Source organism: Streptococcus sp. 3109 (assembly GCF_013276905.1).
GTDB lineage: Bacteria > Bacillota > Bacilli > Lactobacillales > Streptococcaceae > Streptococcus.
In genome coordinates this window covers 1-818 of sequence record NZ_VMLY01000035.1, presented here as the reverse complement: position 1 = coordinate 818, position 818 = coordinate 1, and the positions used below count along the sequence as shown (strand labels likewise).

Here is an 818-nt window from a genome sequence, read left to right as displayed (position 1 = left end):
GCTCGTCGATAGACTCAATCGCTTCAATAGTTTGGTCTCTTGGATCAATAGCAGTTACACGGAAATTAGGTGCCAAATCTTTAATGCTTTGACGATGGACGGAGTTGACCTGACTTTCTTTCCCAAATAGCTTAGCCACCACGCTTCCTTCTACTGTCTCAATAGAGTGAGATGTTCCGAAAGGTAGCCCTTGCCAGTGACCTTCGATTTCTTGATTGAGGGTTCCACCAAAGGCAACATTGACAAGTTGAACACCGCGACAGATTGCCATAATTGGTTTATTCTGACGAAGCGCTTCTTTCAAGAGGGCCAATTCAAATTCATCACGCACTAGATTGTAATCATCGCTCTCGATGGTCTTTTTCTCTCCATAAAACTGAGGGTGGACATTTTGACCGCCTGTCAAAATGAGTTTGTCAATCATTTCCACATAATCGCGTACAACTGACTCATCACCAACAGGAATGACTAAAGGGAGACCACCGACTTGACGAATGCTCTCTGCGAATCTACAAGATACAGATGAATGAATGTTTTTGCCTTCTGCGTCTACGGGACATAGATTTGCAGCAACTCCTACAACCGTTCTAGCCATGATGTCTCTCCTTTCGAATATTAATACTCTTCGAAAATCTCTTCAAACCACGTCAGCGTCGCCTTACCGTAGGTATGGTTACTGACTTCGTCAGTTCTATCCACAACCTCAAAGCAGTGCTTTGAGCAACCTGCGACTAGTTTCCTAGTTTGCTCTTTGATTTTCATTGAGTATAACGATAGTCCTATCATATCACTCAAAAAGCCTTTCGTTTACATTTTTT

At 42.8% G+C, this 818-nt stretch carries 1 protein-coding gene; it reads right to left on the bottom strand.

Annotation, left to right across the window (positions count from 1 at the left end):
* Positions 1-595 (bottom strand): gamma-glutamyl-gamma-aminobutyrate hydrolase family protein (locus HT698_RS10135; RefSeq protein ID WP_173264414.1); only part of this gene is annotated, 595 nt, incomplete at its 3' end.
* Between the last annotated feature and the right edge of the window lie 223 nt (positions 596-818).